1 protein-coding gene is annotated in these 251 nt (G+C 63.7%); it reads right to left on the bottom strand.

Annotated features, from left to right (window positions below; genetic code table 11):
* Window positions 1-251: AAA family ATPase (locus SB756_RS33190; RefSeq protein WP_410913649.1), on the bottom strand; the 251-nt coding region annotated here is incomplete at both ends.

Genomic DNA, 251 nt, shown 5'->3' with positions numbered 1-251 from the left:
CGGCAGCAGGATGTCTAGGATGCGGTCTTCCGCCTGGTCGGTCGCCTTGCTGCGCACCTTGCGCATCTCGGATTCACGCGTCTGCTTGACCGAGATTTCGATCAGGTCGCGCACGATGCTGTCGACGTCACGGCCGACGTAGCCGACCTCGGTGAACTTGGTGGCTTCGATCTTGACGAACGGCGCATCGGCGAGCTTCGCGAGGCGGCGCGCAATTTCGGTCTTGCCGACGCCCGTCGGCCCGATCATCA

Source organism: Pseudomonas sp. SIMBA_068, from assembly GCF_046534705.1.
In the GTDB taxonomy this organism is placed as follows: Bacteria; Pseudomonadota; Gammaproteobacteria; order Pseudomonadales; family Pseudomonadaceae; genus Aquipseudomonas; species Aquipseudomonas putida.
The sequence above is the reverse complement of the archived record's forward strand: the minus strand, read 5'-3'. Positions and strand labels throughout refer to the sequence as shown.